We start from the raw sequence: 24777 nt of genomic DNA on the forward strand, positions 1-24777 counted from the left end.
CGGCAACCCTTATTTTCCGGTTTTTCCGAGAGGCGGGAGATTTCCCGACTCCGAGCGAAACGGCGGCGGCGCCACATGCGCTAACCGTTCGTGTAATAACGCCGGCGCGCGCGCACCTGAACGAGCTTGAGCTCGGGCAAGATCACCGCGGTCAGCGCACCGCCGAGGACGCACCCGGTGTCGATGCCGAGCGTCCACTTGGTCTCGGCAACCTTGTCGCGCGGGGTGTGGCCGTAGACGACGAATGGCGGTCCCTTCCACAATTCCGACCAATGCGGCGCGCCGGGCGCCTCGGAGCGCTTGCGCGGCTCGCCGTCCTCGTCGACGACTTGGATGCGCGTCACGACGCGCGCGGGCTGCTTGCGCCAAGGGACGTCCGGCAAAAATCCGCCGTGCACCAACACGATGTCGTGCTCCGCGTCCTCGAAGGTCAGCGGCATCGCCTCGAGGTAGTCCCACGCCTTGCCGTTGAGCTGCTCGAGCGTCGCGTAGTCGTATTTCTTGAGATGGCTCGGGTCGTCGGTCTTGCGGTAGTTGATCAGCCGCAGCTCGTGGTTGCCGAGCAGGGACGCGGTGGCGTGGCGGCGCGCGAGCTGGATGACGCGCGCGCTGTCCGGCCCGCGATTGATCAAATCGCCCAGGAGCACCACGCGGTCGTCGTCGCGCAGCGCCAGTTTTTCGAGCAACTCCTCGAGCTCGTCGGCGCAGCCGTGGATGTCGCCGATGGCGATCAGTCGTCCGCTCATTGATGGTTCAGAGCTGCGGGGCCACCTCGACGGCCGACTCGGCGCGCGCGGTGGCTTCCATCATGAAATAGGCCTGCGCCGAAAAGGCCATCTCGCCCTCGCCGCGCGGCACGGGAGCGTAGACCGCATCGGGCTGGAGGCGGCGCGCGTCGACGTTGTCGCGCAATTCGGCCGGCAGGATGTCGTCGACGATGCGGCGGCGCAGATCGGGATCGTAGATCGGGAACAGCGCCTCGACGCGGCGGAAGAAGTTGCGCGTCATCCAGTCGGCGCTGCCGGCGAAGACCAGGGGCGAGCCGCCGTTTTCGAAATAGTAGATGCGCGCGTGCTCGAGGTAGCGACCGACGATGTTGCGCACGCGGATGTTGTCGCTCTGGCCCTTGATGCCGGGCGCGAGGCAACACGTCGCACGCACCACGAGGTCGATCTGCACGCCGGCCTGCGAGGCGGCGTAGAGGTTGTCGATCGTCACGGGGTCGACGAGTTTGTTCATCTTCGCGATGATGCGCGCGGGCCGGCCGGCGGCGGCGTGCGCGGCCTCGGCCCCGATGAGTTCCTGGATGCGCGCATGGAGGTTGAACGGCGCGACGAGCAAATGCTTGAACTCGGGCGTGCGGCCGAAGCCCGTGAGCGCGTTGAAGAGCTGCGCCACTTCCGCCGTGAGGTCGACGTTGGCGGTGAGCAGGCTCAGGTCGGTGTAGAGCCGGGCGGTCTTCGGGTTGTAGTTGCCCGTGCCGAGGTGCACGTAGCGGCGCAGGCCGTCGGCTTCCTGCCGGACGACGAGGCTGCATTTGCAATGCGTCTTGTGTCCCACGAGGCCGAACACCACGTGCACGCCCGCCTCCTCGAGTTCGCGGGCCCACTTGATGTTGTTCGCCTCATCGAAACGCGCCTTCAGCTCGACGAGCGCCGTGACCTGCTTGCCCCGGCGCGACGCCTCGATGAGCGAACGCACGATGGGCGAATCGCCGCTGGTGCGGTAGAGCGTCTGCTTGATCGCGAGCACCTGCGGGTCCGTCGCGGACTGCTCAATGAAATCGACCACCGGCGTGAACGACTCGTAGGGATGATGCAGCAACACGTCGCGCTCGCGGATCACGTCGAACAGCAGGGGCTTCGCGCGCAGGAAGGGCATCTCCGCGGGCACGAAGGGCGTGTATTTCAGGTCGGGTCGGTCGGTGCGCTCCCAGAGGCTCATCAAACGCAGCAGGTTCAACGGCCCGCGCGTGCGGAAGACGTTTTCCTCGGGCAACGCGAGATGACGGCAAAGCGTGGCGAACGTGTCGTCGTCCACGCCGTCCTCGATCTCGAGGCGCACGGCCGCGCCGCGCCGGAGGTTGCGGAGTTCTTCCTCGATCTTCTTGAGCAGGTTCTCGACTTCCTCCTCGTCGATGTAGAGGTCGCTGTTGCGCGTGACGCGGAAGGCGTGGGCGCTCCGGATCGTGTAGCCCGGGAACAGCGCGCCGGCACAAAGCTTGATGATGTCGCTGAGGAAGACGAAGCGCTGCACCTTCGCGTCGCCGTCGAGCAGGATGAGGCGCGGCAGGCTGCGCGGCACCGGCAGGATCGCGAGGTGCGACTCGATCTCCGGCGTCTCCGGATTGTCGAGCGTGAGCAGCACGTTCATCGTCTTGTTGCCGAGCTGCGGGAACGGATGCGCCTGGTCGATCGCGAGCGGCGTGAGCACCGGCAGGACGTTCGTGGCGAAGTAGTTTTCCACCCACGCGCGCTGCTTCGCGTCGAGCTGCGCGGGGGTGAGGAACACGATGCCCTCCTTCGCGAGCGCGGGCAGCAGCAATTCGTGCCAACAGCGATACTGGTCGCGCACGAGCTTCTCCATCCCGGCGCGAATCTGCCGCAACTGCTCGCCCGGCGTCAGGCCGTCGATGCTCGGCTCGCCGCCAGGCGAATCCTGCTGCTGCTGCAGGCCGGCGACGCGGATCTCGAAGAACTCGTCGATGTTCGAGCTCACGATCGCGAGGAACTTCACGCGCTCCAGCAACGGGTTGGCCGCGCTCTGCGCCTGCTCGAGCACCCGGCGGTTGAAGGCGAGGTAGCTCAGCTCACGGTTGAAATATTGCCGGCTGCGGCCGGCACTTCCCGCGAGGGCGCGACCGACGGCAGCGGTGATCTTGACGGAACGCTTCGGACGTTTGGCGGAACTCATGGATTGGCCGTTTCTGGTAACGGTGCGCCGCGCCCACGGCCAGCGGCAACCCCTCGCGTCACCAGATTGTTACTTTAGTCCGTCCCGCAGCCGGTTTGTTCACGCATTCGTCACGGGTTCGCCGCGAAACAGTCACGCGCGCCCGCGATGCTCCGTCTGCTCGACGACCGGCCGCGCCGTCGCCCGGGCGCCTCTCTTTGCACCTCGTCCTCGTCACCGAAACCTACGCTCCCGAAATCAACGGCGTCGCCATGACGCTCGGCCGCCTCGTCGACGGCCTCGCCGCGCGCGGTCATCGCGTGACCGTCGTCCGCCCGCGCCAGCGCCACGAATCGCCGCGCTACACCACGACGCAGCGCCTCGCCTGCCGCCAAGTGCGCCTGCCGGGCTTCCCGCTGCCGGGCTATCCGCAATTGCGCGTGGGCTTCCCCGCCCGCCGCCGCCTGCGGCAACTCTGGACGCTCAACCCGCCCGACATCGTGCACGTCGCCACCGAGGGCCCGCTCGGCTCGTCGGCCATCACGGCGGCGCTCGAACTCGGCCTGCCCGTCACTTCGAGCTTTCACACCAACTTCGACCAATACGCGCGCGACTACCGCCTCGGCTGGCTCAAGCCGCTCGTCACCGCATGGCTCCGCCGCGTGCACAACCGCACGCGCCGCACCTTCGTCCCCACGCACGACCTGCGCGACCGCCTCGCGGCCGAGGGCTACGCGAACCTCCGCCTGCTCTCGCGCGGCGTCGACACCCGGCTCTTCACACCCGAGCGCCGCGATCAGGACCTCCGCGCCTCCTGGGGCGCCGCGGCGGATGACCTCGTGATCGTCCACGTCGGCCGCATGGCCGCGGAAAAAAACTACCCGCTGCTCTTCCGCGCCTACGACGCCATCAAGGCCGCGCAACCCCGCGCCCGCCTCGTGCTCGTTGGCGACGGCCCGATGCTCGCGACCTACCAGCGGCAGCGGCCCGACGCCGTGTTCACCGGCTTCTACACCGGCGTCAACCTCGCGCGCCACTACGCCAGCGGCGATCTCTATCTGCACGCGAGCTTCACGGAGACGTTCGGCAACGTCGTTACTGAAGCGCTCGCCAGCGGGCTCGCCGTCAGCGCCTTCGACTACGCCGCCGCGCACGAATTCATCCGCCACGAACAAAACGGCCTCGTCGCTCGTCCCGGTGACGAGGGCGCCTTCATCGCCCACGCCGTGCGCCTCGCCAACGACGCCGCGCTCCGCGCCCGCGTTGCCCGCGCCGGCCGCGCCACCACCGCCCGCCTCTCGTGGGACGCCGTGGTCGACGGCTTCGCCCACGACCTCGCCGAGGCGATCGACGAGCACCGCGGCACCCGCGCGCCGGTCCGTGTGCTCTCAACTCTCAACTCCCAGCTCTCAACTTCGCCATGAGCAAACCCGTCCTCCGCGTCCGCACCGCCATCCTCTCCGACGTGCACCTCGGCACGCCGCACTCGAAGGCCGACGAGGCCACGCACTTCCTCAAGCACGTCCGCTGCGACCGCCTCATCCTCAACGGCGACATCATCGACGGCTGGCGCCTCACCCGCGACGGCCGCTGGACAAAGGCTCACACGCGGTTCATGCGCCGCGTGCTCACGATGGTGCAGAAGAAGGACACCGACGTCGTCTACCTACGCGGAAACCACGACGACTTCCTCGCCCGGCTCCTCCCGATGCAATTCGAGCGCATCCAACTCGTCGAGGACTGCGTGCTCGAGACGCCGCGCGGCCGCTACCTCGTGCTCCACGGCGACGTCTTCGACGGCGTGATCAAGAACATGGTCTTCCTCGCCCACCTCGGCGACATGGGCTACTCGCTCCTCCTGCGCCTCAACCGCGCCTACAACTGGTGGCGCAAGGTGCGCGGCAAGGAATACTTCTCGCTCAGCCAGGCGATCAAGGCGCGCGTGAAGCAGGCGGTCTCCTTCGTCGGCAAATTCGAGGACCAAGTCGCCGCCCTCGCCCGCTCCCGCGGCTGCGTCGGCGTTATTTGCGGCCACATCCACACGCCCGCCGACAAGCAGATCGACGGCATCCACTACCTCAACTCCGGCGACTGGGTGGAAACCATGAGCGCCATCGTCGAACACGAGGACGGCCGCTTCGAGCTGATCTACTTCAAGGATTTCCTCGCGCAGTTCCCGATGCCGCAGGCCGAGACCGCGAGCGACGACGCCGACGCGACCGCGCTTCCGCCCACCCTCGCCCTCGCCGCCTTCGGCGCGTGATCCCATGCGCCGCATCCTGATCCTCAGCGCCAGCTACGGCGAAGGCCATAATAGCGCCGCCCGCGCGCTCCGCTCCGCCTTCGCCGAACATCCCGGCGTCGAGGTCGAGGTGTTTGACCTGTTCGCGCAGAAGGCCCCGCGCCTCGACAAGATTTCCCGCGGCGCCTACCTGCGCGTCATCAACCACGCGCCACTCCTCTGGAGCAGTTTCTACCAATGGCTCGACCGTTCGCCGCGCGCCCCGCTCCTCCTGCGCGCGCTCCACGGCCACGCCCAACTGCTCGCGCAAGTCCTCCGCGACCGCCGCCCCGACGCGATCCTGAGCACCTATCCGGTCTACGCCTGGCTGGTGCAGCAGCTCCGCGCCAGCGGCTACGCCGTTCCGCCGCTCTACACCGTCGTCACCGACGCGCTCACCATCAACTCGCTCTGGTATCGCGCGCCGTCGGAGGGATGGTTCGTCACCGACAGCACTTCCGCCACGTTCCTCCACAAAGCAAATGTGCCCGCGAGCAAGGTGCACGTTTCCGGATTCCCCGTCGCCGCGGCATTTCCGGACCGGGATCCGACGCTCCTGCCGCCCGATCCCGCGCGCACGCGCCAGCGCCGCATTCTCTACATGATCAACTCCGGCCGCACCCGCGCGCTCGAGACTGCGCAGGCGCTCACGCTTTGGTCGAACTGGCAGGTCACCTTCACCGTGGGACGCGACGAGGTGTTGAAACGTCAGCTCGAGCACCTCGTGCGCACCGCGCCCGCCCACTGCGAAGTCCTCGGCTGGACCGATCGCATCCCGGAACTGCTCATGACCCACCACGTCGTCATCAGCAAAGCCGGCGGCGCCACCACGCAGGAGGCGATCAACGCACTTTGCCCGATGGTCGTGAATCAGGTCGTCCCCGGTCAGGAGGAAGGCAACTGGCAACTCCTGCGAGCGCACCACGCCGGCGCGCTCGCCCAGACGCCGCACGAGATCTCCCAAACGCTCCACGCCATCTTCGCCCACGACGGCGAGCGCTGGCGCGAAATGCGCGCCGGCCTGCGCCGCATCGCCCGCCCCACCGCCGCACGCGACATCGCCACGCACGTGCTCGCGCGCGTCGGAGCCTCTCCGGCGCTCACTGCCGCGGCGCGAGTTCCGAACGGATGATCGCCAGCGTGCGCTCGGTGGCGCCGCGATTCGCTTCACTCCAAGCCCGCGCGGCCGCGGCCAGCTGCTCGCGCGCCGCGGCGTTCTCCAGCAACTCCACGGCCGTCCGCACGAGCTCGGCGTGCGTCGCGACGCGGCGCACCGCATCGGCGTCGGTCAGCGAACGGACAATGTCGCGGAAGTTCGTCATCGCCGGGCCGTGCAACACGGGTTTGCCGAGGATCGCGGCCTCGACCGGCGTTTGACCGCCATCGTGCGGCGGCAGGCTTTTCCCGACGAACACGAGGTCGGCGAGCTGCGTGAGCTTGCGAAGTTCGCCCGTGGTGTCGCCGACCGCGACGTCGACGAAGGCAGGCGCGTTGCCCTCGGAGCGAAAGTGATAAGTCAGCCCGCTGCCAGAGAGCATCGTGCGGAGCGCGTCGCGGCGCTCGGCATGGCGCGGCACGAGCAGAAGCGACACGCGATGGCCGTGCGCGCGCGCGGTCTTCAACGCCTCGACGAGCGCCTCCTCCTCGCCGGGCCATGTGGACGAGCCGAGGAGCACGAGTCCCTCGGCGGGCAGGCCGACGTCGCGGCGTAGCGCGGCGCGCGCGGCGTCGTCGAGCAACGGGATCGAAACGTCGAGCTTGAGATTGCCAGTGGTCGCCAGGCGATCGGCGGGGAAGCCGAGGGCGCGGAAGCGTTGTTCGTCGCGCTTGGCGGAGGCGAGCACCCGCGTGATGCCGCGCGCGAGCGAGCGGACGGCCCATTTGAATCGGGCCGAGCGACGAAAGCTGCGATCCGACAAGCGAGCGTTCACGCACACGACGGGCACCCCTCGCCTACGCGCCGCGCGCACGTGCTCGGGCCAGCGCTCGCCTTCCATGAGGATGCACAAGTCGGGTTGCACTTGCCGCCACGCCCGCGCGTTGAAGGTCCAGAAATCCAGCGGGAAATAGCCGATGCCGATCGTGAGCAGGGAGTATTTTTCCTTCGCGAGCGCGTAGCCGGTGCTCGTCGTCGTCGTGAGGTAGGTCTCGCAGCCGTCGCGCTTCAAGCCCTCGAGGAGCGGACCGATGGCGAGCATCTCGCCCACGCTGACGGCTTGGAGCCACACGCGTTTCCGCGTTCCTCGCGGCGGCAATTCCGGCACCGCGCCGAAGCGCCCCGAGAAGCCGTCTGCGTAGCCGCCGCGCTTCCGCATCCGCCAGAGATAATACGGCGAGGCGAGGAGGAGGGCGGGCAGGAACAACAATCGGTAAACGTAGATCACAAAACCGCCCTCCTCTGCGGAGAGCGGAGCGCAGAGCGCGGAGCGCCAGAAACACCTGTGCCGGTCAACCGTCGGTAGAGACCGGACGCTTTGGATGCGACCGTCTCGATCTGAGCGAGGAGCTGTTCTTGTTCGACGCCGGTGATGTAGCCCTCGTCCAAAGCGAGAAATGAATCCGACGCGACTTCCATCGCCGAGCCGTAGGCAATCTCCACGAACTGCGCGAAGTCAGCGTCCGAGTTCCGTCCGCTGCCCTCGGCAATGTTGGCGCTCACCGAGCGAGCGGCGCGGCGCATCTGAGAGGTCAGCCCAAACGTCTCCTCCCGCGGAAACTTCTTCAGCAACCGCGCCACCATGCGATAAAGCACGCGGCTCTCTTGCCAAACATCCAGTCGTTGAAACCGGAACCTCGTGGTCGCTTCTGGCATGTTTGGCAGTTTCTGGCGCTCAGCACTTCGCGTTCCGCACTCCGCAGCAAGGGTCTCCTCAACGACCGAGCACCCAGCTGAAGATCAGCGGCGCGACGATCGTGGCGTCGGACTCGACGATGAACTTCGGCGTTTTCTCGCCGAGTTTGCCCCACGTGATCTTCTCGTTCGGCACGGCGCCGGAGTAGCTGCCGTAGCTCGTGGTCGAGTCGCTGATCTGCGCGAAGTAGCCCCAGAGCGGCACGCCGGTGCGGCCGAGGTCCTGGTGCAGCATCGGCACGACGCAAATCGGGAAGTCGCCCGCGATGCCGCCGCCGATCTGGAAGAAGCCGATCGAGCCCTCACCGTTGCGGAGGAGCTTCGCCGTCTTCGTATACCACTCGGCGAGCCACACCATGTATTCGATGCCGGTGCGGACGGTGTGCACGTTCTTGATTTCGCCGGTGACGCAGCGGCCGGCATACATGTTGCCGAGCGTGGCGTCTTCCCAACCCGGGACGATGATCGGGAGGTTCTTCTCGCAGGCGGCGAGCATCCACGAATTCTTCGGGTCGATCTGGTAAGACTTCTTCAGCTTACCCGACCGGAGAATTTTATACATGAACTCATGCGGGAAAAACCGCTGCCCGCTCTGGTCGGCCGCGACCCACTCCTCGGCCACGGCGGCCTCGATGCGGCGCATCGCCTCGCCCTCGGGAATACAGGTGTCGGTGACGCGGTTCATGTGCCGGTCGAGCAGCGCCTGCTCGTCGGCGGCGGTGAGATGGCGGTAATGCGGCACGCGCTCGTAGTAGTCGTGCGCCACGAGGTTGAAGATGTCCTCCTCGAGGTTGGCGCCGGTGCAGACGATGGCGTGGACCTTGTCCTGGCGGATCATTTCGGCGAGCGTGATGCCGAGTTCGGCGGTGGACATGGCGCCGGCAATGGTGACGAGCATCTTGCCGCCGGCGGTGAGGTGCGCCTCGTAGCCCTTCGCGGCATCGAGCAGCGCCGCCGCGTTGAAGTGACGGTAGTTGTGCGCGATGAACTGGGAGACCGGTCCCTTCTTCTTCGCGAGGGCCGCGTTGATGTCCTCGGGACGTTTCGTCAGGCGTTTGGCTTTGCTCATTTTGCCGAGTAGAAAGCCCGTGCGCGATGGGGTCACTAAAATTCTCGCCCGCACAGCCGATGCAGCGGTGCCACGCCAGTCGGAGATCTCACCCGAATTGCCTATGGCCGCGCACTTGCCACGACGGGCCAGCTCGTAGATGGTTCCGGCCATGTTGTCCCGCATCGCGCTCCTCCTGTGCCTCGCGATCGCCCCGCTCACCGCGGCTCCGATCACCACGCAACTTCCCCACGAGACGTCCGACCTGCCCGTCGATTCGACGGTGAAATGGGGCCGCCTCGACAACGGCATCCGCTACGCGATCATGCCGAATCACGAGCCGAAAGGCCGCGCCAGCCTCCGCTTCGTCGTCCGCGCCGGCTCGCTCAACGAGACCGACGAGCAGCGCGGCCTCGCGCACTTCCTCGAGCACATGGCGTTCAACGGCTCCACGCACTACGCACCCGGCACGCTCGTGGAGTTCTTCCAGCGCCTCGGCATGAGCTTCGGCGGCGACACCAACGCCTTCACCAGCTTCGACCGCACCGTCTACATGCTCGAGCTGCCCGACACCCACGCCGAGACCGTCGACAAGGCGCTCACGCTCTTCGCTGACTACGCCGGCGGCCTGCTCCTCCTCGAGGACGAGATCAACAAGGAACGCGGCATCATCCTCAGCGAGAAACGCGCGCGCGACTCCATCGAGTTCCGCCAGTTCATCGGCGAGTTCGAGTTCCTGTTGCCCGACGCGCGCTTCATCCAGCGCATTCCCATCGGCAGCGAGGAAGTCATCGCGAAGGCGCCCCGCGAACGCTTCGTCAATTTCTACAACACCTGGTATCGCCCGGACCTCATCAGCATCGTCGCCGTCGGCGACTTCGACCCGGCCGCGATCGAGGCCGTCTTGAAGGAAAAACTCGCGCCCCTCGCCCCGCGCGCCCCCGCCGCCCTCCAGCCCTCTCTCGGCCAAGTCAGCGCGGCCAACGGTGTCGTCGCCAAGCTCCTCTCCGAGCCCGAAGCCGGCGCCGTGCAGGTATCGATCCAGAGCATCACGCCCTACAGCTACGAGCCCGACAACGCGGCCAATCGCCTCAAATACCTCCCGCGCCAGCTCGCCCTCCGCATGCTCAACCGCCGCCTCTCCATCCTCTCCAAGCAGGAAGGCGCGCCGTTCCTCAGCGGCCAGGTCGGCGCGACGGAGCAATTCGACTTCTTCCGCAACGCCTCCGTCGAGCTCACCTGCAAGCCCGAGCAATGGCGCGCCGCCCTCGGCGTCGGCGAACAGGAACTGCGCCGCGCGCTCGAATTCGGCTTCCAGGCTCCCGAGTTGAAGGAAGCCGTCGCCGCCACCCGCAACGCCCTCGAGCAAGCCGTCCGCACCGCGCCGACCCGCCGCTCCGAGGGACTCTCGATGCAGCTCGTCGACTCACTGGTCGACCAAAACGTCTTCACCCACCCCAAAGCCGAACTCGAACTCTTCGTCCCCGCGCTGGACAAGATCACCGTCGACGACTGCCTCGCCGCCCTGCGCACGACGTTTGACGCAAAGACCGGCCGCCGCCTCTGGGTCACCGGCAACCTCACGCTCGACCAAGCCGAGACGCAGATCGTCGCCGCCTACGAGGCGAGCCGCGCCATCGCCGTGAAGCCGCCTGCCAAAATCGAGGAGCTGTCTTTCGCCTACACCAGCTTCGGCGCCCCCGGCGCCGTGAAGCACGAACAGAAAGTCGACGACCTCGGCGCCACGCTCATCGAGTTCGCCAACGGCGTCCGCCTCAACCTCAAGTCCACCGACTTCGAAGCCGGACGCATCCGCGTCAGCGTCCGCATCGGCGGCGGCCGCCTCACCGAGCCGGCCGACAAGCCCGGCCTCGCGTTCCTCTCGAGCAACACGTTCCTGCTCGGCGGCCTCGGCAAGCACGGCATCGACGACCTCCAGCGCATCCTCGCCGGCAAGACCGTTGGCCAGAGCTTCGCCATCGGCGGCGACGCGTTCGTCTTCAACGCCTCCACCAACAAGAACGACCTCGCACTCCAGCTGCAGCTGCTCGCCGCGTATCTCACCGACGCCGGCTTCCGCCCCGAGTCGATGCGCGTGTTCGCCAAACGCTTGGACGAATTCTACACCCGCCTCGGCAACACCGTCGAAGGCCCGCTCCAAACCGACGTCCCGCGCATCCTCGCCAACGGCGACAAACGCTTCGGCGTCCCGCCCAAGGAAGCCGCCATGGCCCGCACGCTCGCCGAGTCGAAAGCCTGGCTCACGTCCCAGTTCGCTCGCGGCGCGATCGAAATCGCCATCGTCGGCGAATTCGACGCCAAGGCCGCCACCGACGCCGTCGCCGCCACCTTCGGCGCCCTGCCCCCGCGCGAAGCCAAGCCCGCCTACGACGCCGAGCGCAAAGCCGCTTTCGGCAAGCCGGCCGCGCAACAGTTCTTCGTCGTGACCGAAATCCCGAAGGGCATCGTGCAGATCTTCTGGCCGGCCACCGACGGCCGTGAAGCGCACCTGTCGCGCCGCCTCGGCATGCTCGCCTCCGTGCTCAACGACCGCCTCCGCGTGAAAATCCGCGAGGAGATGGGCGACACCTACTCGCCCGACGCCGGCGCCAACCTCAGCGACACCTACAAGGGCTACGGTCACATCATCGCTCAGGCTACCGTCGCTCCCGACAAGGCCCGCGCCGTCGCCGACGCCATGAAGGCCGCCGCCGCGAGCCTGTTCGAGAAAGGCGTGACCGAGGAGGAACTCGTCCGCGCCAAGCAACCCATCCTAACCAACGTCCGCCAGTCGCTCCGCACCAATCCCTACTGGCTCGGCAACGTGCTCGCCTCGGCGCAGGAAACTCCCGAACGCCTCGGGTGGGCGCGCGATCGCCTCGCCGACACCGAGTCGATCACCGCCGCCGAGCTCACGAAGCTCGCTCATCTCTACCTCGATCCGAAGAACTCCAGCGAGTTCATCTCCCTCCCCGAGCCGAAGAAGGCGAACTGAGCGCACGCCGCTTCGCATCGATCGAATTCAAATCCGCGGCCCGCAACGGCCGCGGATTTTTTCTGTTCACGCCCATGCTCGCCACGTTGAATGCGGGTTGCCAAACGGCCGCGATCCTCCGGCCTCTTGGCTCACGGGCCATTCTCAACTCCTGTTCGTGATGCACTCCGCCTCGGAGCGCCGCGCCGCGCTCCCCTTTGCCCACCTGTCCTTCGCTCCCATCGTCGTCGCATTGTTTCTCGCCGCGACCGCCGCCCTGCGCGCCGCCGCTTGGCCGATCGAGACGCCCGACCTCCACCCCGATCCCGCGTGGCGTTGGGGCACGCTCGCCAACGGCCTCCGCTACGTCGTGCGCCAGAACGCCGTCCCCGCCGGACGCGTCAGCTACCGCCTCATCGTGGAAGTCGGCGCAATGCACGAGCGGCCCGACGAGCGCGGCTTCTCGCACTTCGTCGAGCACATGGCCTTCAACGGCACGCGCCACTTCCCCGGCGAGTCGATCCGCGCCGAGATGGAACGCCGCGGCATCGGCTTCGGCCCCGAATCGAGCGCCTTCACTTTCGTCACGCACACGATCTACCAGTTCGACGCTCCGGGCAACGGGCCCGCTGAAATCGACTGGGTGCTCGGTGTCCTCCGCGACTTCGCCGACGGCGTGCAATTCGAATCGCGCGAGGTGAAACGCGAGCGCGGCGTGATTGCCTCCGAGAGCCGCGATCGCCGGTCCGTCGCGCAGCGCTTCGAGCTCCGGCGCCGCCGCGAGCTGTATCCGCTCAGCCCGCTCAGCAACAACGTCGAAGGCGACCCCGAGAAGGCCACACCGGAAAAGCTCCGCGCCTTCTACCGCAAATGGTATCGCCCCGAGCGGATGATCCTCGCCGTCGTCGGCGACGCCGCGCCCGAGACGCTGGCCGCGGCGGTCGAACGCCAATTCTCGTCTCTGGCCGCCCCGGCCGATCCCGCGCCCGTCGTCGACGTCGGGTTCCTGGAAAATCCGGCCGAGGCCACCGCCAGCATCGTGCACGATGCCGAAGCCGGCGGCCTCTATCTCGAAGTCGCCTCGGTCACGCTCCGCCGTGAAGACGGGCTCGCCGAGCGACGCCGCGCCATGGCCGCAGGGATCGCCTCGCAGGTCCTCACGGAGCGATTACAAAAAATCACCCGCGAAACCGGCGGCGTTTTCTCCAGCGCCGGCGCGCGCTTCCTCGCCGCCACGCCTCACGCGACCGAGGCCAGCGTCTACATTCAATCCACCTCGGACGCCTGGAACACCTCCGCCACCACTCTTGCCCGCGAGTTGCGCCGCACCCTCGAGATGACCGTCTACCAGGCGGAAGCCGACGCCGCCAAGTCCCGCGTGCTCCGCAGCAACGAGCTCGCTCTGGCCTCCGCCTCCACGGCCGACTCCAGCGAACTCGCCGCTTGGGTCGCGCAGGAAGCCCTGTGGCGGGTCGTCTCCACCAGCCCCGTCGAGAATCTCCGCATCGCCCGCGAGCTGCTCCCCGCCATCACCGTTTTCGAGGTCGCCGAAGCCTGGCGCTCCCTCTGGCAGCAACGCCGCGCGCGCCTGTTCGGCTACGGCTATTTCCCCGTGCGCGACAGCGCAGCCATGGTCGACGCCGCCTTCACCGCCGAGAACCGGCGCCCCCTCGAAGCTCCCGCCCGGCCGAACGTCGTCGAGTTCCCCTACCGCGAATTCGGCCCCGCCGGCGAGATTCGGTCCCGCCGCCACGACGAGGCCACCGACATCCATCTCATCGAGTTCGCGAACGGCGTGCGCGTCGCCCTCAAGCGCACCGCCTTCGAGGCGAATCAGGTGCAGTTCGCCCTCACCCTCGGCCACGGCCTCCTCACCGCCCCGCCCTACAAAGCCGCCCTCGCCCCGCTCGCCAGCGCGTCGCTCCTCGACGGCGGACTCAATCGCATCCCGGTGGCCGAACTGCACCACCTCCTCTCCGTCGAGCCGATCACGATGCAGTTCTCGGTCAACGAAGGCTCCTTCAACTTCTCGGGCACCATGCCGCCCGAGAAAGCCGATCTCACGCTGCGCTTGCTCTGCGCCTACCTGACCGACGCACGCTGGGATGAGAAAGCCATCGCCGCCGCGAAGACCAACTTGATCAGCCGACACGCGGAATCGCTTCGCACCACCGAAGGCGTGCTCGGACTGCACTCCTTCCACGAAGCAACCCATCACGATGCGCGCTACCGTGCGCCCGCGCCCGAAGACATCGCCAAGATCGAACGCGCCGATCTCCGCACCTGGCTCGAAGTCCCGCTTCGCGAGGCTCCCTTGGATTTCGCCCTCGTCGGCGACTTCGATCCCGAGACGGTCGTGCCCATCCTCGCCCGCACGCTCGGCGCCCTCCCGGAACGCGCCGAGCCGCGCGCGGAGGAATTCCCCGTGCACTTCGTGAAGAAAGGCGGCGAGTTCCCGGTGTCCGGCCCCGTCACCTCCGAGCGCGCCGCAATCCAGTTCCTGTGGCCCGCCGACCAAGGCCGCGATTTCCACGCCTCGCGGCGGCTCGAAGTCCTCTCGGCCGTGCTCGGCGAACGCATTCTCCAACGCGTGCGCGAGGATCTCGGCGCCGCCTATTCTCCGAGTGCTGACTACTGGCGATCGGATATCGGCACGGAGGAAGGCTACCTGCTCGCGTTCGTCACCACCGCCCCGAAGATGGCCGCGAAAGTCCGCAAACTCATTCTACAGGAAGCCGACGATCTCGCCCGCCACGGCGCCACCGCCGCCGAGCTCGCCACCGCCGTTACGCCCATCATCGCGCGCACCCGCGTGCAATTGAAGGGCAACGCCTACTGGCTCTGGCACATCGCACTGAAGGCCCATCGCAAACCCGAAGCCCTCACCTGGCCCGCGACGCGCACCACGGACTTCGAGCGCATTACGCTCGCGGACATCAACCACCTCGCCCGCGAAATCCTGCCGCGCGACCGCGCCCTGCAGTTCACCGTCCTGCCGGCCAAACGCTAGGCGTCAGTCCGCGGTCTCGTCCGTCGTCGCCGGCGCGATGTATTTTTCGAGCTTCAGATTCAGCAACGGCACGAGCGCCAGCAACCCGAGGCAAGTCAGCCCAAGCACCGCATACCCCGCCGTGTCGTGCACCGTGCCGTTGATCGCCTCCGGCCCATAGGCGTAGGCCCAGCCGGTGAGGAACAGGCTGCGCGCGAGATTCATCACGAACGCGAACCCCATTGCCGCGACCACGAGAAAAACCTTCTTCCACAACCGGTCGAAAAACATCGCCCCGAGAAACGATCCCGCGAACAGGCACGCCGTCAGCGACCGGATGCCCGAGCACGCCTCCGCGACGCCCACCGGCCCCTTCGGCAGCATCAGCACGTTGCCCTGCTGCTCCACCGGATACCCGAGCACGTCGAAGACGAACGCCACCACCGTCACGACCTTGCGGAGAAGGAACAAACTCACCTGCGCCTCCACCGCCGACACCAGCGGCGCCGAAATCAACCAAACGCACACCGGAAAAACAAACAGCGCCGCCACGCGAAACCGCGGTTCCCCAAACAGCTCCCGCATCGCCCGGTAGGGGCGGTTGCCCCCAACCGCCCTTCCGTCAGCCCCGCTCGCCGCAGCCACCGTCGCCACCGGCACATTGAAAAACAACAGCGACAGCACCACCGCCACCATGCCGCTCGTCAGCGCAAATGTCCCCGGCTGCGACGTCCCCGCGCCCGCGCGATAAAACGCGCCGAGCAGGAAGAACAGCGCCCCGCTCACCAGCCCGAGCGTCGCCGCCGCGTTCAACGTCCAACGCACCCACCCCGCCGCCGGTCCCACGCGCTCCGCTTCCGCGATTCGCGCCGCGATCTGCGGCCAACGATCATAGACGGCGTAGACCGTGAACAACGGCACAAGCCAGCCGAACGAATAATCCTCCTTCACCCGCCACCAGTGCGACTGATCCCACGCCACGAACGCCACGAATCCGCCCGCCAATCCCAACGCCGCGAGAAATTGCGCCGGCACGCGCGCGGGCGCGGCGACCTGGGTTGGATTAGCGGGATTCGGGACGGCTTCCATGCGTGACGCGCGCCATCGAACGGTCGTGCGCGCCGCTGAGCAATGTCAAAGCTGCCAGCGCGCCGATCAACGCCCACGCCATGTCCGACTGCGTGTCCCACGCGTAACCTTGCGTGCCCAGAAAATCATCCGCCGCCGCGCCGCTCGCCACCGCGGTCCACCACTCCATCAGCTCGTAGAACGCGCTGAACCCGAGACAAACCGCCACGACAAGAAATCCCGTCCACCGACTCGGCCGCCCGTCGCCGCGATTCCCCAGCGGCGACGTCCGCAACAAAATCTCCCGCGCCAGCACCGCCGGCACGAACCCCTGCGCAAAATGCCCGAGCTTGTCGTAATTGTTCCGCGTCCAGCCGAACCACTGCATCCACCACTCGCCCATCGGCACCCGCGCGTAGGTGTAATGCCCGCCGACGATCAGCACCACTGAATGCAGCCACACGAGCACGAGCAGCAAGGTCGACAGCGGAAAACGCCGCCGCACCGCCACGATGAGCGGCACACCGATCAACACCGGCACGACTTCGAGGAACCACGTGAAGAAATCATGCGGCCGCACCGCCGACCAGCCGAGCACCGGCAGCAGTAGGACGAGAAAGACCGTCAGTCTCCGCTCCATCGATTTTTCCTCCGCTTGGATTGTGCGCGCACGCCGCCAGCTTGCGCACCCACGCCTGGCCTTCAAGCCGGCAGGTGGCACGCCAGCCGATCGCCCGCGCCATCCCCGCCCATCTCGCCCTCTTCACCGCAACGCCGCGATAAACTCCACCGCCTGCCGCACGATTTCCGGCGTCGCCAAAATCCGATAGTGCCCCCGGCCGGGCACCGCGACCATCCGCGCCCCGCGCCACATGCCCACGAACTCCTCCGCCGCCGCGAAACTCGCATCCTCGTCCGCCGGATCGTGGAAAACCAACAACGCGCACGGTGCCTGCCGCGCCACGACCCGCATGTCCACGTCCGCACACCGCGACCGCGTCCGCCGCTCCACCGCCGCGAAGAACTTCTCGCGCAGCCCGTCCGCGAGCTGCATCCGCGCCGCCACGCGCGTCAACCGCTCCAGCTGGCTCTGCGGCGGCGCCAGCAGCACCAACCCGCGCGGCGCCGCGCCGAGCGTCGCGCTCATCGCCGCACCCGCCGCGCCCATCGAGTGGCCGATCAGCGCAAAAAACTTCCCCACCTCGCGCTCCACCTCCACCAGCGTCCGCGCCACCAACGGCACATGCGCCTCGTCGCCGGGCGAGTCCCCGTGCCCCGGCAGATCGAGCGTCAGCACGCGAAAACCCGCCGCCGCCAGCGGCGCGGCGAACGCCCCGAGCTGTGCGCCGTGCCCTTCCCAACCGTGCACCAGCCCGACCAGCGGCGCCTCCGCCGCGCCCCATTCCCACGCCGCCAGCTCGCCGTAACTCGTGTGCAGCGTCCGCGGCCGCGCGTTTTCAAGATAGCCGAGTTCGCGCGGCATCCGCCGCGCCCCGCGCATCGGCCGCACGAAAATCGCCGCCGCCAATTCCCCCAGCGCCGCCTCGTCGAGCGAGCCGGGCGGTATGGTCACGCCGCGTTTCGCCGCGGCCTTGAGCAGGATTTCGGACATGCCGCCAAGACACCGCGCGCCGCCCGATTGTCGAGCGCGCAAGCCCGGGCCGCCCGGCCAATCGGCGCTTTGACAACCCTTCCCGCCTGTCCCACCGTCCCGACTCAATGCAACACCTGCACGCCTACTGGCGCATGGAGTATATCGAGACGCCGCGGCTGCCCGACACCGGCGACATCTTCACGGCGTTGCCCGCACTCGGCGACGACGCGCAGGCACTCATCGTCCATCGCAGCGCACTGAGTTACCTCGTGCTGAACCGCTTTCCCTACAACGCCGGCCACCTGCTCGCCGTCCCGTTCCGCGCCGCCACCGATCTCACCGAGCTCACCGCCGCCGAGCGCACTGACCTGATGGACGAAATCGTTTTCGCCAAGGAACTCCTCCAGGCCGCGCTCAATCCGCAGGCGTTCAACATCGGCTTCAATCTCGGTTCCGCCTCCGGCGGCAGCATCCCGCACCTCCACGCGCACATCGTGCCGCGCTGGTCCGGCGACACGAACTTCATGCCCGTGATCGGCGAGACGCGCGTCCTCCCGCAATCCCTCGAAGCCATGTATCGCCGCCTCACCGACACGCTCCCGAAAATCCCCGCCCGCGTGTAGCTCCGCCACTCCCCTTCTTCCGTCCTCAGTCCTCAGTCCTCCGTCTTCCGCTCTTCCGTCCAGTGCCCGCCTCGAAAACCGTCCAGTTCCCCAACGCCCGCCACCTCGCGCAGCTCTACTGCAACGACGAGAAGAACCTCACGCTGGCCGAACAGAAACTCAGTGTCCGCTTCGTCACCCGCGACGACTGGCTGAAAATCGACGGCCCCGAAGCCGCCGTCGCGCGCGCCGACGAGTTCTTCGCCCGCCTCAACGAAGGCCGCACCCAAGGCATGGCGATGCGCTCCGCCGATTTTCGCCGCCTGCTCGAGACCTTCGTCGCCGACGGCGGCCCCGAGCGCCTGCGCGCCCTCTTCTCCGAGCCGCTCCAAATCGGCACCGCGAAGAAAACCATCGTTCCGAAAACGATCGGTCAAAAACTCTACCTCCAGGCCATCCAGAAAAACCCCGTCGTCTTCGGCATCGGCCCCGCCGGCACCGGCAAGACCTACCTCGCCATGGCCGCCGCGATCACCGCCCTGATGAAGAACCAGGTGCAACGCGTCGTCCTCACCCGCCCCGCCGTCGAGGCCGGCGAGACCCTCGGCTTCCTCCCCGGCGACCTCCGCGAAAAAATCCTCCCTTACCTGCGCCCGCTCTACGACGCGATGCACGACCTCCTCTCGCCCGAGGACGCCACGACGCTCGCCGAAAAGGGCATCATCGAAATCGCCCCGCTCGCCTACATGCGCGGCCGCACGCTCGCGAACTCCTTCATCATCCTCGACGAGGCGCAGAACACCACACCCGAGCAGATGATGATGTTCCTCACCCGCCTCGGCGACGAATCGCGCATGGTCATCACCGGCGACGTCACCCAAATCGACCTCCCGCGCACGAAGCCCTCCGGCCTCCTTCAGGCCCCGCGCATCCTCCGCAACATCCCCGGCATCGAGGTCCACCACTTCACCGCCACCGACGTCGTGCGCCACCCGCTCGTGCAGAAAATCATCGACGCCTACGAGCACGCCAAGACCTCCGGCGAGGACGCCCAACGCCCCGGCCACCCGACCGGACCGTAGTTTCTGCTCCGCCTTGTCATTGCGAGGTGCGCAGCGACGAAGCAATCCATCCGACCCTCCGTGCCTCCGCGTCCGATCGAAATCCAAAACCGCCATCCGCGACTCCGCGCCCCCGCCGCGCAAGTCCGCCGCGTGATCGCGTTGCTCGACGAACATTTCCGCGTCGTCCCCGCCGACCTGCCGACCTTCGCCCGCGCGCACCGCGCCAGGTTCTCCCGGGCCGCCCTCCGTTCTCGGTCCTCCGTCAACCGTCGTCAGCTCTCCGTCCCCTGTCCTCCGTCTTCAGTCCTCCGTCCACCATCCTCCGCCCTTCCGCCCGGCGAGCTCTCCCTCGTCTTCCTTACCGACCCCGCGCTGGCGCAACTCCACGAGGACTTCATGGACGACCCGACGACGACCGACGTGATCACCTTCGAAGGCGACGCGGCGGCCGGACTCGCCGGCGAGATCTGCGTCTCCGCCGACACTGCCCGCGCCTACGCCCGCGAGCACGGCCACGACTTCGCCACGGAACTCACGCTCTACCTCGTGCACGGCTGGCTGCACCTCGTCGGCTTCGACGACCTCCAGCCCGCGAAAAAGCGCCGCATGCGCGCCGCCGAGGCCCGCGCGCTGAAGCTGCTCATCGCCCACCGCGCCATCCCCGCCTTCCGCCTGCGCTGAAGCCGCCCAAGGTGGTCGCCGCCGTCCCGGCGGCGACATCCCACGCCTCCGTTCTGCGATCTTCGCACGTCGCCGACATCGTCCCGGGTCACCGCGCGCTCCAGACCACGCTGATTTGCCTTTGCGTCCGGGGCGCATTGCGTGCCCAAATCCGCGCCGTCCATGGCAGAAACCCGCCTCACCTCGCTTCGCAACGCCTTCCTCACCGGCCTCGTGCTGGTGGCGCCGTTCGTCGTGACGATCTGGGCGTTGCGCCTGATCATTAGTTTCGTCGGCGGCTCGATCACCCCGCTGTTCCAGCCCTACCTGCCCGACGCGCTGAGCCACCTGCCCGCGATCGTCTGGGACATCGCGACGACTGTCATCGTCCTCTCCCTCATCGCCGCGCTCGGCTACCTCTCACGCCTCCTGCTCGGTCAATGGGTCGGCGCGATGACTGAGCGATTCATCCAAGGCATCCCGGGCGTCGGCAGCTTCTACAACAGCGTTAAACAATTCATCGACACCTTCGGCACCAAGGACCGTGCGCAATTCAACAAGGTGGTCCTGGTGCAATTCCCGCGCCCCGGCGCGTGGACCATCGGCTTCGTCACCAACACCGCCCGTGGCGAACCGCATCAGCATCTCGCCGGCGACCACTGGGCCGTCTTCGTGCCCACCTGCCCGAGCCCGGTGAACGGCTTCTTCATGTTTCTCCCCTCGGCCGAAGTCGTCGAACTCGAGATGAGCGTCTCCGACGCCATGAAGACCGTCATCTCCTGCGGCGCCGTGCTCCCGCACTGGAACGACCCCGCTGCCGCCAAGGCCGCCCTCAAAACCTGGGCCGCCGGCACCTGAGTCCGGAACCCGCGTCAGCCTTCGCCGGCGCCGTCCTCCGTCCCCATGCCCGGCCAACAGCTCACGAGCGTCGCCTTCATCCTCGGTCGCCAGGCGTCCGGCTCCGACACTTTCGAGCAACTCACCGCCTTCAGCGAAGAACACGGCATGCTGCTCTGCCTGCGCCGCGTCTCCACGAAAGCCGCCACGAGCACGCCGCCCCTCGATCTTTTCGACGAAGCCGAACTCGCCCTCGACTCATCCTCGCAAGGCCGCACCTGGTTCATCAAGGAACACCGCCATCTCCGCCGCTTTCCGGGCATCGGCCGTAGCTACGACGCCCTCCGCGCCGCCGCCGCCCTCGCCACGCTGATCACCCGCAACCCCGTCGCGGACGAGTCCCGCGCGCCGATCGTCGCGTTGCTCCGCCAAAGCCTCAGCTCGCTCGAAACCGGCGCGCGCCCCGATTTGGTCTGGCTGAAATCGCTCTTCGTCTTCCTCCGCGACGAAGGCTACCCGGTGAAACAACAGTGGTGGCAACAACTCGGCTCCGTCGAGCGCGAGGCCGCCGCCCAGATTCTCAACCAGCCCATCGCCGGCCAGAATCCCGAGGCCGCCACCGTCGCGCAACTCACCCAGCGCCTCGAAGCCTGGGTCGCCGGCGACACCGAGATTCGCCTGCGCTGAACGGCGCGACGCCGGTGTTGACGCTTTGTCAGAGTCGTTGCACGGTGCGCCCATGAAAAAACGGACCAACTCCACGCGGCGTCCGTCGCCTGATCGCGAAAAACGCCGGCAGGAAATCCTCCGCGCGGCCACCCAGCTGTTCGCCGAGCGCGGCATGGAAAACGTCACCTTCGGCGACATCGCCCGCTCCGCGCGGTTGAGCCGGCCGCTCGTGTATTTCTATTTTCCGGACCTCGAGACGCTCTTCCTCGAAGCGGTCGTCGTCGCCACCAGCAAGCTCCAGCAGCGCTTCCTCCACTCCCTCCGGCCGAGCCTAAACGGCCTCGACCAGCTCATGGCGCTCGGCGCCGCCTACGTGCAATTCGCGCGCGACGAGCCGGCGCTCTTCCAGCTCCTGGCGCACCGCGAAACCAAATCCAATTCCGCGGAAAAATCCGCGCATCCGCTCGAGACCGAGTGCCACACGCGCTTCAGCGGCATCATGGACGTCCTCGGCGCCACCTTGCGCCAGGGCATCGCCGACCGCTCGATCCGCCCCGACGTCGGCGACCCGGCGCAGGTCGCCGTGTGCCTGTGGGGCCTGACGCACGGCCTGATTCAAATCAGCACCACGCAGCTGCCCACCATCGAGAGCAAGCTCGGCGCCGCCGCCGCAGCCGGCCTGCCCGACTTCGGCATGGACCTTCTCCGCCGCAGCCTCGCGGCGCGCACACGCCGTTCTTGACAACCTGTCAGCGCTGACAAACTGTCAGCGCCCATGTTTCGGCCGCCTGCTTCCTTCGCTCTGCTTCTGCTCGCTCCGCTCGCCTTTGGCGCAAGCGAGACCCCGCCCTGGCCCGCGCCGCCACCCGCCGTCGACGCGCTCGTCGCCGAGGCGTTTCACTCCAATCTCGCTCTTGTCGGCGAGTCGCTCGAGGTCGAGCGCGCGGCCGCCCGCCTCGCGGAGGCCCGCAGCCAGTTTCTCCCACGCGTCGATCTGCTCGCCCGCTACAGCGCCGCCGACGGCGGCCGGACCATCGACTTCCCCGTCGGCGATCTGCTCAACGGCGCCTACGGCACGCTCAACCAGTTCCTCGCCACGCAGGGCCAGCCCGCGCGCTTTCCGACGGTCTCCAACCAGTCCATCCCGCTCCTCCGTAGCCGCGAGCAGGAAACCAAGCTGCGCCTCACCCAGCCGCTCTACGCGCCGGAAATCACGCGCAGCAATGCCGCCGCCCGCGCCGGACTCGCCGCCCGGGAAGCCCAGCTCGCCGCCTATCGCCGTCACCTTCGCGCCGCGGTCATCGAAGCCTTCTTCCGCCACGAGCAGGCCGCCGCCGCCGTCGCCACCTACCGCTCCGCGCTCGAGCTCGTCACCGAGTCGCTGCGCGTCAACCGCGTCCTCGTCGCCAACGACAAAACCACCGACGATGCCGTCCTCCGCGCCACTGCCGAACTGGCGACGGTGCAACAGCAGCTGGCCGACGCGGAGAAAGACTGCGCCCTCGCCCGCAGCTATGTGAATTTCCTCCTCAACCGCCCGCTCCCCACCCTCATCGCGCCGCTCGACGAAGCCGAAGCCGAGCGCTACACCGCCGAGCTCGCACGCGCCGCGGTGCCGGCCCTCGACGCGCAATCCCGCGAGGAGATCGCCGCGCTCTCCTCCGCCCGCACCGCCGCGCGCGCCACGACCGAGGCCGCCCAATCCCGCCAGCGCCCCTCGCTCGGCCTCGCGGTCGAAACCGGCATCCAAGGCGAGTCCTACCGCACCGGCGCCGGCAGCAACTACACCATCGGCTCGGTCGTGCTCGAGTGGAACCTGTTCGACGGCTCCGAACGCCGCCATCGCGTCGCGCAGGCGCGCATCGACGAGCGTCAGGCCGACCGCGCCCTGCGGGAAACCCGCCAGCAGCTCGACCTCCAGCTCCAGCAGGCGCGGGACGAGTTTTCGACCGCCCGCCTCGCGCTCGCATCCGCCGTCGCGCGTCGCGATGCCGCCCGCGCCACCTACCACCTCGTGGCTCGCCGCGAGGCCGAAGGCATCGCCAACCAACTCACCGTGCTCGACGCCCGCCACACACTGACGGCCGCCGAACTCAATTTCTCCATCACCCGCGCCCGCCTCGCCATCGCCGCCGCGCAACTCGACCGCGCCTCGGCGCTCACTCCCCTCCCCTGATCCCGCAACTCTCATGTCGCCGCGTCCCTCCCTCCTCCTCGCCCTCGCCTCCCTCGCCAGCCTCGTCGGCTGCGATCGCGCGCCCGCCCCGACTTCCACCGCGTTGCCTCCTCTCGTCATCGAGGCCGCGCCCGCGCAACTCACCACCGACGCGATTCCCGTCGAAGGCACCGCGCTCGTCAGTCGTCGCGCGGAGTCCACGCTCTCGTTCAAGACCGGTGGACTCATCGCCACGATCCCCGTCCGCGCCGGCGACACCGTGCGCGCGGGCCAGACGCTCGCCACGCTCCGCCTCGATGAGATCGACGCGCTCGTCGCCCAAGCCCGCACCGCCGAGGAGAAATCCCGCCGCGACCTCACCCGCGTCCAGGCCCTGCAAGCCGAACGCGTCGCGACCCTCGAGAACCTCCAGGACGCCCGCAGCGCGCTCGACGCCGCGTCCGCCGCGTTGCGCGCCGCCGAGTTCAACCGCGCGCACTCCGTCATCGTCGCTCCGACCGACGGTCGCATCCTTCGCCGTCTCTCCGAGCCGGACGAACTCGCCGCGCCGGGCCGCCCGATTCTCGTCTTCGCGGGCGACACCGCTGGATGGATCGCGCGCCTCGGTGTGACGGAGCGCGAAATCGTGCGCCTCCACCTCGGCGATCGCGCCGAGATTTCCTGGCAAGGCGCCGCGCCCGTGCCGGCGACCGTCGCGCAAATCGCCGAGTCCACCGATCCCGCCACGCGCACGGTCGAGGTCGAGCTGGCGCTCGACGCCGCCGCGCCCGTCGGCGCGCGCAGCGGTTTCATCGTCGACGCGCGCATCTTTCCGCAACCGCTGCCCGCGCCGCGCACGACTGTGCCGCTCGCCGCGCTGGTCGAGGGAAGCGAGCACCGCGCGCACGTCTTCGTCGTCGCGGCCGACCAGAAGACTGTCCATCGCGTGCCAGTCGAGGTTGAGGCGTTGCGCGGCGACCGCGCTTACCTCCGGACCGCGCTCCCCGCCGGCAGCCGGGTGGCGACCACCGGCGCCGAGTTTCTCTCCGACGGACGCGCCGTGACCCTGGCCGGCGCCAAGCCCTAACCCCGC

The 24777-nt window shown here is 68.0% G+C and carries 21 protein-coding genes; 13 read left to right on the forward strand and 8 right to left on the reverse strand.

The features are described from left to right. Positions 1–80: 80 nt before the first annotated feature. Positions 81–746, reverse strand: a complete 666-nt coding sequence (locus tag HZA32_02290) for a metallophosphoesterase (protein ID MBI5422887.1) — start codon at positions 744–746, stop codon at positions 81–83. A 7-nt stretch (positions 747–753) separates the two neighbouring features. Then, the gene (ppk1, locus tag HZA32_02295) at positions 754–2913 is read right to left on the reverse strand and encodes a polyphosphate kinase 1 (GenBank protein ID MBI5422888.1); all 2160 of its coding nucleotides are present in this window, start codon (positions 2911–2913) and stop codon (positions 754–756) included. Between the two features lie 251 nt (positions 2914–3164). On the opposite strand from ppk1, the gene HZA32_02300 reads away from it, so the two are divergent. From HZA32_02300 to HZA32_02310, 3 genes are read left to right on the forward strand one after another with little or no spacing between them, the layout of a single operon-like run. Then, positions 3165–4316, forward strand: coding sequence for a glycosyltransferase family 1 protein (locus HZA32_02300; GenBank protein MBI5422889.1), 1152 nt, complete (start codon positions 3165–3167; stop codon positions 4314–4316). Continuing rightward, on the forward strand, positions 4313–5155 hold the full coding sequence (locus tag HZA32_02305) for a UDP-2,3-diacylglucosamine diphosphatase (GenBank protein MBI5422890.1): 843 nt from the start codon (positions 4313–4315) through the stop codon (positions 5153–5155). Before HZA32_02300 ends, HZA32_02305 begins: the two co-directional genes overlap by 4 nt. Positions 5156–5159: 4 nt before the next feature. Then, entirely contained in the window at positions 5160–6305 is a 1146-nt protein-coding gene (locus HZA32_02310; GenBank protein MBI5422891.1) for a galactosyldiacylglycerol synthase, read from the forward strand. Here HZA32_02310 and HZA32_02315 read toward each other — a convergent pair. From HZA32_02315 to HZA32_02325, 3 genes are read right to left on the reverse strand one after another with little or no spacing between them, the layout of a single operon-like run. Beyond that, positions 6274–7557, reverse strand: a complete 1284-nt coding sequence (locus tag HZA32_02315; protein ID MBI5422892.1) for a 3-deoxy-D-manno-octulosonic acid transferase — start codon at positions 7555–7557, stop codon at positions 6274–6276. The two genes, HZA32_02310 and HZA32_02315, sit on opposite strands and share 32 nt — an antisense overlap. Beyond that, on the reverse strand, positions 7554–7985 hold the full coding sequence (locus HZA32_02320; protein ID MBI5422893.1) for a four helix bundle protein: 432 nt from the start codon (positions 7983–7985) through the stop codon (positions 7554–7556). Before HZA32_02320 ends, HZA32_02315 begins: the two co-directional genes overlap by 4 nt. A gap of 58 nt (positions 7986–8043) precedes the next feature. Then, complete coding sequence (locus tag HZA32_02325; GenBank protein ID MBI5422894.1) at positions 8044–9093, reverse strand: deoxyhypusine synthase family protein; 1050 nt, start codon at positions 9091–9093, stop codon at positions 8044–8046. A 151-nt stretch (positions 9094–9244) separates the two neighbouring features. Here HZA32_02325 and HZA32_02330 point away from each other — a divergent pair, with 151 nt between their 5' ends. Together HZA32_02330 and HZA32_02335 are read left to right on the forward strand one after the other, a co-directional pair. Continuing rightward, complete coding sequence (locus HZA32_02330; protein MBI5422895.1) at positions 9245–12067, forward strand: insulinase family protein; 2823 nt, start codon at positions 9245–9247, stop codon at positions 12065–12067. Positions 12068–12227: 160 nt separating this feature from the next. Continuing rightward, the gene (locus HZA32_02335) at positions 12228–15056 is read left to right on the forward strand and encodes an insulinase family protein (protein ID MBI5422896.1); all 2829 of its coding nucleotides are present in this window, start codon (positions 12228–12230) and stop codon (positions 15054–15056) included. A gap of 3 nt (positions 15057–15059) precedes the next feature. Here the strand turns inward: HZA32_02335 and HZA32_02340 are convergent, their stop codons facing one another. From HZA32_02340 to HZA32_02350, 3 genes are all read right to left on the reverse strand, one after another. Further along, positions 15060–16124 (reverse strand): exosortase/archaeosortase family protein, encoded by a 1065-nt coding sequence (locus HZA32_02340; protein ID MBI5422897.1) that lies wholly within the window; start codon positions 16122–16124, stop codon positions 15060–15062. Next, positions 16099–16743 (reverse strand): DUF2238 domain-containing protein, encoded by a 645-nt coding sequence (locus tag HZA32_02345; protein ID MBI5422898.1) that lies wholly within the window; start codon positions 16741–16743, stop codon positions 16099–16101. Before HZA32_02345 ends, HZA32_02340 begins: the two co-directional genes overlap by 26 nt. A 123-nt stretch (positions 16744–16866) precedes the next feature. After that, positions 16867–17715, reverse strand: a complete 849-nt coding sequence (locus HZA32_02350; GenBank protein ID MBI5422899.1) for an alpha/beta hydrolase — start codon at positions 17713–17715, stop codon at positions 16867–16869. Positions 17716–17822: 107 nt separating this feature from the next. Between HZA32_02350 and HZA32_02355 the strand changes: the two genes are divergently transcribed. From HZA32_02355 to HZA32_02390, 8 genes are all read left to right on the forward strand, one after another. Beyond that, positions 17823–18320, forward strand: coding sequence for an HIT domain-containing protein (locus tag HZA32_02355; GenBank protein MBI5422900.1), 498 nt, complete (start codon positions 17823–17825; stop codon positions 18318–18320). Between the two features lie 62 nt (positions 18321–18382). Beyond that, positions 18383–19381, forward strand: a complete 999-nt coding sequence (locus HZA32_02360) for a PhoH family protein (GenBank protein ID MBI5422901.1) — start codon at positions 18383–18385, stop codon at positions 19379–19381. Between the two features lie 177 nt (positions 19382–19558). Beyond that, entirely contained in the window at positions 19559–20044 is a 486-nt protein-coding gene (gene ybeY / locus HZA32_02365; GenBank protein MBI5422902.1) for an rRNA maturation RNase YbeY, read from the forward strand. Positions 20045–20206: 162 nt separating this feature from the next. Continuing rightward, a complete protein-coding gene (locus HZA32_02370) occupies positions 20207–20881 on the forward strand; it encodes a DUF502 domain-containing protein (protein ID MBI5422903.1) in 675 nt (224 codons plus the stop codon). 45 nt (positions 20882–20926) lie between these two features. After that, positions 20927–21547: a hypothetical protein gene (locus tag HZA32_02375; protein MBI5422904.1), complete on the forward strand. Its 621-nt coding sequence runs from the start codon at positions 20927–20929 to the stop codon at positions 21545–21547. Positions 21548–21599: 52 nt separating this feature from the next. Further along, entirely contained in the window at positions 21600–22271 is a 672-nt protein-coding gene (locus HZA32_02380; GenBank protein MBI5422905.1) for a TetR/AcrR family transcriptional regulator, read from the forward strand. Positions 22272–22304: 33 nt separating this feature from the next. Beyond that, a complete protein-coding gene (locus HZA32_02385; GenBank protein MBI5422906.1) occupies positions 22305–23705 on the forward strand; it encodes a TolC family protein in 1401 nt (466 codons plus the stop codon). Positions 23706–23718: 13 nt separating this feature from the next. Then, positions 23719–24771: an efflux RND transporter periplasmic adaptor subunit gene (locus HZA32_02390; GenBank protein MBI5422907.1), complete on the forward strand. Its 1053-nt coding sequence runs from the start codon at positions 23719–23721 to the stop codon at positions 24769–24771. The last annotated feature ends 6 nt before the right edge of the window (positions 24772–24777 follow it).

It is taken from the genome of Opitutia bacterium (assembly GCA_016217545.1).
Taxonomy (GTDB): domain Bacteria; phylum Verrucomicrobiota; class Verrucomicrobiia; order Opitutales; family Opitutaceae; genus Didemnitutus.